5 protein-coding genes and 1 pseudogene are annotated in these 6,871 nt (G+C 43.9%); 5 read left to right on the forward strand and 1 reads right to left on the reverse strand.

Annotated features, from left to right (window positions below):
- The 3 genes and pseudogenes from B2Y23_RS12100 to B2Y23_RS12110 form a co-directional block, all read left to right on the forward strand.
- Positions 1-563 (forward strand): annotated as a pseudogene (locus B2Y23_RS12100) (MacA family efflux pump subunit); the annotation flags it as partial.
- 2 nt (positions 564-565) lie between these two features.
- On the forward strand, positions 566-2,545 hold the full coding sequence (locus B2Y23_RS12105; protein ID WP_291355885.1) for a MacB family efflux pump subunit: 1,980 nt from the start codon (positions 566-568) through the stop codon (positions 2,543-2,545).
- A gap of 11 nt (positions 2,546-2,556) precedes the next feature.
- Positions 2,557-3,960, forward strand: coding sequence for an efflux transporter outer membrane subunit (locus B2Y23_RS12110; protein ID WP_291355445.1), 1,404 nt, complete (start codon positions 2,557-2,559; stop codon positions 3,958-3,960).
- A gap of 63 nt (positions 3,961-4,023) precedes the next feature.
- Here the strand turns inward: B2Y23_RS12110 and B2Y23_RS12115 are convergent, their stop codons facing one another.
- A complete protein-coding gene (locus B2Y23_RS12115) occupies positions 4,024-4,545 on the reverse strand; it encodes a CHAP domain-containing protein (protein ID WP_291355448.1) in 522 nt (173 codons plus the stop codon).
- Between the two features lie 634 nt (positions 4,546-5,179).
- Between B2Y23_RS12115 and thyA the strand changes: the two genes are divergently transcribed.
- Entirely contained in the window at positions 5,180-6,022 is an 843-nt protein-coding gene (gene thyA / locus B2Y23_RS12120) for a thymidylate synthase (RefSeq protein ID WP_291355449.1), read from the forward strand.
- A gap of 79 nt (positions 6,023-6,101) precedes the next feature.
- A complete protein-coding gene (locus B2Y23_RS12125) occupies positions 6,102-6,614 on the forward strand; it encodes a dihydrofolate reductase (protein ID WP_291355451.1) in 513 nt (170 codons plus the stop codon).
- The last annotated feature ends 257 nt before the right edge of the window (positions 6,615-6,871 follow it).

Raw genomic sequence — 6,871 nt, forward strand, 5'->3', positions numbered from 1 at the left:
AAGTAGAACCTGCACCGAATTCAATTAATACTGAAACCAATAACAGTTCAACCTCATCTTCAAGTTCTGCGGTGTATTACAACGCCTTATTTGATGTACCCAATGAAGATGGCAAGCTACGTATTGATATGACTGCACAGGTTTATATCGTACTGAATGAAGCAAAAAATGTGTTAACCGTTCCTGCGGCGGCTTTACAAACTTCAAACCGTCCACAAGGCAAACGTAGTGAGCGTAATGTAGACAAAGCCAAGGAACAAAAGCCGGCTGCTACAGATCAGGCTAAAGCTGAACGACCAAAACGCCTGGAACTGTCTGCTGAAGAAAAATCCCTGATTGAACAAGGCAAAGCTTCCATGTCGATGGTTCGTGTAGTGCAGGCTGATGGCACTGCAAAACCGCAACCTGTGTTGGTTGGCTTGAACAACCGTGTCACTACTCAAGTGATTAAAGGCTTGAAACAAGGTGACAAAGTCGTGATTGCAGATGCTTCTGATACATCAAATGATTCTGCAAAACGTAGTAACCGTGCTGGCGGTGGTGCTGGTCCAATGAGAATGTAATGATGAGTCAAGATCAACAACCTTTGCTCAAGGTCACAGATCTGACTCGTGAATTCCCTGCCGGGGAAAGCACCATTCAGATTCTAAAGGGCATTAATTTAGAAATTTATCCCGGAGAACTGGTGGCCATTGTCGGGCAATCCGGTTCGGGGAAATCCACCCTGATGAATATCCTCGGTTGTCTAGATCAACCGACTGCGGGTAGCTATCAGGTTAAAGGGCGCGAAACACGCAAATTGGAACCGGATGAACTGGCACAACTGCGCCGTGAATATTTCGGTTTTATTTTCCAGCGCTATCATTTACTCGGTGATTTAACTGCGGCAGGGAATGTTGAAGTACCAGCGATTTATGCTGGAGTGGATGCCTCTGCGCGTCAGCAACGTTCAACCGAACTGCTGTCCAACCTAGGTTTAGCTGAAAAAACCCAGAACCGTCCCAGTCAGCTTTCCGGTGGTCAGCAGCAACGTGTTTCGATTGCACGTGCCCTGATGAATGGCGGCGATGTGATTCTGGCCGATGAACCGACCGGTGCATTGGATAAAAACAGTGGTATTGAAGTGATGCGTATTTTACGTGAACTAAATGCCAAAGGTCATACCATCATTTTGGTTACCCACGATCATAACGTTGCGAAAAATGCCTCGCGCATTATTGAAATCAGTGACGGGAATATTATTTCGGATAAACCGAATGTTCCTGAAACCGATGGCGAAGTACTGGAAAAGCAGCAGCTTGACCGTACCCCGCAAAAGAAAACACCTTCTTGGCGTTCGGCAGCCGACCGGCTAGGCGAAGCCTTCCGTATGGCACTGCTGGCCATGAATGCCCACCGCATGCGTACCTTTCTGACCATGCTCGGGATCATTATTGGTATTGCATCTGTTGTATCGGTAGTCGCTTTAGGGAATGGCTCACAGAAACAGATTCTGGAAAATATCAGCAGTCTGGGTACCAATACGATTACGGTTTATCAGGGTCGTGGATTTGGTGATAACTCCAAAACCGCCCAAGTCAAAACTCTGGTTCCTGCCGATGCGGAAGCCTTGGCTGAACAACCTTATGTCGATGGGGTCAGTCCTTCAGTCAATAGCAGCGTCACTGCCCGTTTTAAAGATACCGAAGCGTCTGCCACAGTGAATGGTGTCAGTGAAGACTTTTTCTACGTGAAAGGCATGACCTTCGAATCGGGGCAACCTTTTGACAAAGAAGGTGTCACTAAACGTGCCCAAGATGTGGTGATTGATGACAATACCAAAAAGACATTTTTTAGTGATGGCACCAATCCTGTCGGTCAAGTTATTTTGCTGGGCAGTGTACCGAGTCGTATTATTGGCGTGATTGAAGCGCAAAAATCGATGATGGGGAATTCAGACAGCCTGAATGTTTATCTGCCCTACTCCACTGTGATGAGCCGGATGTTAGGTCAGGCCAATGTACGTAGCATCATCGTGCGGATCAAAGATGAATACCCAAGTGCGGCAGCTGAAAATGCCATTTTGAACCTGTTGGTACAACGTCACGGCGCACAGGATGTATTCACCCAAAATGCAGACAGTATTCGTGAAACCATTCAACAAACCACTCAGACCATGACTCTACTGGTTTCTGCAATTGCGGTGATTTCCCTGATTGTCGGCGGTATTGGGGTCATGAACATCATGCTGGTTTCGGTGACCGAACGTACTCAGGAAATTGGCGTACGTATGGCGGTCGGTGCTCGTCAAAGTGACATCTTGCAGCAGTTCCTGATTGAAGCCGTGTTGGTGTGTATTTTAGGCGGAATTTTAGGTGTGCTTTTATCTTTAGGTATTGGGCAGCTGATTAGTCATTTTGCTGGCGGTACTTTCCAGATGGCATATTCAACCACATCGATTATTGCAGCCTTTGTCTGTTCCAGCATGATCGGAATTATCTTTGGTTTTATCCCGGCCCGTAATGCAGCACAGCTTAATCCTGTCGATGCACTTTCTCGCGAATAAGGATTTTTAGAATGCAAATGAATTTTACCAAACTTGTCGCTAGTCTTATTTTAACTGGATCACTGGTCGGTTGTGCTGCGGTGGTGAAAACACCGTATGAGCAGCCTGCCGTAAATATTCCAGGCAATTTCCAGAACAGTAAAGCACTCAGCCAGCAGGTACATGCCGATGTCTACGCTGATCAATGGTGGACCCTGTTTGGCGATGCACAGCTGAATCAACTGGTTAATCAGGTGTTAGCGACTAATACCGATTTGGCAGTGGCTGGCATTAACTTGCAGCAGGCACGCTTACAAGCCGGTTTGGCTCAAAACAGGCAAGGTCCACGGGTCAGCTCCAGCGTTTCAGCAGGACATAGTATTGACCTGAATTCAGGTGATGATGCTTCACGCGGCTTGTCTTTAAGTGGCGGTGTGAGTTATGAACTCGATTTGTTCGGCAAACTGGCGCGTCAAACTGAAGCCAGTAAATGGGAAGCGCTAGCGACTGAACAGGACTTGCAAAGTACCGCACAAAGTCTGATAGCGACCACTGCCAACTTATACTGGCAATTGGGCTATCTGAATGAACGCTATCAGATAGCCCAACAAAACCTCGCCAGTACACAAAAAGTCTTTGAGCTGGTACGCACCCAATATCGTGCCGGGGCAGTTTCAGGTCTGGATCTCACCTCTGCAGAACAATCGGTTCAAAGCCAAAGAGCCAGTTTAAGTCAGATCGAACAGCAGCGTGTTGAAGCACGCACGGCTTTGGCCGTTTTACTTAATATGCCCGTCCAGCAACTGAACATTCAGGAACCTGCCCGTTTACCGCGGATTACCCTACCGACTGTATCGGCTGGCTTGCCGGCTGACTTGCTGTCGCGTCGTCCGGATTTACAAGCCTCCGAATTACGTTTACGTAAGGCTTTGGCAAGCAAAGATGCCACTAAGGCCAGCTATTATCCTTCCATTAGTCTGACCGGAAATTTAGGTTCTTCCAGCACATCGTTAACTAACCTGTTGCAGAACCCGGCTTTAACCTTGGGTGCGAATCTCAGCTTGCCGTTCCTGCAATACAACGATATGAAGAAAGATGTGGCGATTAGTAATCTGGATTATGAAAAATCGATTATGCAATATCGCCAGACCTTATATCAGGCTTTTGCTGATGTAGAAAATGCGCTATCTGCCCGTACCGAATTAAACAAACAGGTGGCTTTGCAGGAACGGAATGTACAGCTGGCCGAGAAAACCGAGCGCTTAACTGAAGTGCGTTACCGCAACGGTGCCATCGCGCTGAAAAACCTGCTCGATGCCCAGGAAACCACACGTAATGCCCGACTTTCTTTGGTGCAGACCAGACAGAGTCAATACAATGCCTATGTAACCTTGATGCAAGCTTTAGGTGGCAGTCCCATCAAACAATTGCCTTAAGCCAAGCAATAAAAAAAGCCTCAACAGAGGCTTTTTTTATTTAACTAGTTTTCAAGAAAAACTTTAAAAACTCGGACGATAATATTTATAAGTCAGACCTTTTTCATTATAAACGTCATAACTTTTTTGCTTAAAGTCAGAGACCCATTGCTTGCCATTAAACCCTGCAATATGTCCATACACATGTTTACCGGTCCGATCAATAATATAAATATCGCCTTCTTTAGGAGCATCGAATTTAGGATTAATCTGTCGATAGCCAATTTTCATTAAAGTATTACCCCAGTCTGCCGCAGCAACGGGATGACTTTGAAAGCGTGCCCCTGCCGACTCTAAAGCAAGACGAATACTTTTCGCACACTTTTGTGAACTGCTATATGAACTGATACCCTGCAAGAAATTGGTGAATTTATTAATATCTATTCGTTGGCCATTAGTGGTCAATATATTATTTTTTTGAGATGATTTGACGGACGTGGATTCTGTATTTTTCTTAGAATTTTTACCAGATTTGGAACGTATTACGATATTTGCCTGAACAGGAGCATGTACTTCACTCATGTTTACATTATGATCATAAGCCATTCTTTACCAAACACTCCTAAGCCTAAGACTAGCGGCTTTTCATTTATTTCGACGGCAAGATGGTACCTGTTAAAATGTGATTTTTCATGTAACAAATGTAATTAAATATAAATAAATCCCGCCAAATTGAGTTAAATGATTATTTTTTGTTAATTTTTATAATTCAAAAGCACTGAAAATTTAATTGATGCTCACTCGAGCAAGACTAAGCTGTTATTGCGTTTCGAGTCTCTAAGCCATAATTCGATGGAATAAAATGGCATAAATTGCGAAATCTGATATGGGCTATATTTTGTAATTTTTTTAAGCCCTGCTTGTGCTCTTGCAGGATCATGCAATTATTTTGAATATTGAATAGCAACTGACCTATAGCGTTTTTTTAGGGGTTTGAAAATTCTTTACAGAAAAATTGATTCATTTTCCTTACCCTTATAATTTTTCATCCAATCCAGTCAAGATTTGACGTGATGACTCAGGTCACCATAAAATATTAATAATATTTATATAAATCATTATTTTATGGAAATTTACTCACAGATTTTAATTTAGCTATCTGCTCCCTTGATAGAGTTTCCTCACCGGTAAAAAAAGGCTAATATGTGCCACATGCAATTCACACGATTATGAGAGAGACATGCGTCAATATTTAGACCTTTTACAACATATCCTCGACAACGGTGGCGACAAAGGCGATCGTACTGGAACAGGTACACGTTCTGTATTTGGTCATCAAATGCGCTTTGATCTTTCCAAAGGTTTCCCTTTATTGACCACCAAAAAAGTTCATTTCCGTTCTATTGTGATTGAACTGTTATGGTTTTTAAAAGGCGATACCAACGTTAAATATCTGCAAGACAACAAAGTGACGATTTGGGATGAATGGGCGACTGCAGAACAAACGGCTCGTTTTGGTCGTCCTGAAGGTGAGTTGGGTCCTGTCTATGGTCATCAATGGCGTAACTTTGGCGCAACTAAAAAAGAAAATGGCTTATATGAGCAAGATGGTTTTGACCAGATCAAATGGTTGATTAATGAAATTAAGACCAATCCTAATTCACGCCGTTTAATTGTCTCTGGCTGGAACCCGAATGAAGCGGGAACTGTGGCGCTTCCACCTTGTCATACCCTGTTCCAGTTCTTTGTCCAGAACGGTAAGCTGTCTTGTCAGCTCTATCAACGTAGTGCGGACGTTTTTTTGGGCGTGCCTTTTAATATTGCCAGCTATGCGCTGCTCACACATATGATTGCGCAAGTATGCGACCTGGATGTAGGTGACTTTGTCTGGACCGGTGGTGATACCCATTTATATACCAACCATTTTGAACAGGCAAAATTACAGCTCAGCCGTGAACCTTTGCCACTTTGCCAATTAAAATTAAATCCTGAAGTGAAAGACATTTTCGACTTTAAATTTGAAGATATCGAAATTGTTGGTTATGAATCCCATCCAGGGATTAAAGCGCCGGTTGCGGTTTAATTTCTAAAATCCCCCTTTAATTCCCCCTTTTGCAAAGGGGGAAAACGTATCTGAGTATAAAAAATACAGGGAAAATTTTATGACCTTCCAAAATTTAGAAGTGGTTCATGTTGTGGCCATGGACCAGCAGCGCTGCATTGGTAAAAATAATGACTTGCCTTGGCACATTTCAGCTGACCTCAAGCATTTTAAAGAAATCACCCAAGGCGGTGTTGTGGTTATGGGTCGCAAGACTCTGGAATCGATGGGTCGTACCTTACCGAAACGGGTCAATTGGGTGATTACCCGTGACACCAGCTGGTCATTTGAAGGGACTAAAGTCGCCTATTCGATTGAAGAGGCCTTAGCCCAAGCGGTTGCCGATGTGCAAGCCTCAGAAAAGCCGGAAGCGATCTTTATTATCGGTGGCGGAGAAATCTTCAAACAGACCATGAATATTGCCGACCGTTTAGAGCTGACCCATGTTGAACTGGATGTTCAAGGCGATGCCTACTATCCGGAAATTCCAGCTGAATTTAAAAAGGTCGCCTCGGAACAACATATTGACGACAAAACTGGGATTGCTTTTGAGTTCGCAACTTACCGAAAATAAAGGCAATAATTATTTATAACAGCCAAATATGCATAATATTGAAAGAAGCGGATTCATTATTGCCTTAGGCATGGGGCTGCTGCACTGCCTGTTCGGTCTTTTCGTTGTTGTGTCCTCTATTTGGTTGTGTATGGCGTTATGGTTTCAGGAACCGTTTAGCGGTTTTGTGACCCGAGTACTGATCGGTGTGTGGGTCGTTTTTGCCTTAACTATTCTCGGCATTTTTATTACCCAATCTGTCTTTAACCGCCAGACTG

It is taken from the genome of Acinetobacter sp. UBA5934 (assembly GCF_002430855.1).
GTDB lineage: Bacteria > Pseudomonadota > Gammaproteobacteria > Pseudomonadales > Moraxellaceae > Acinetobacter.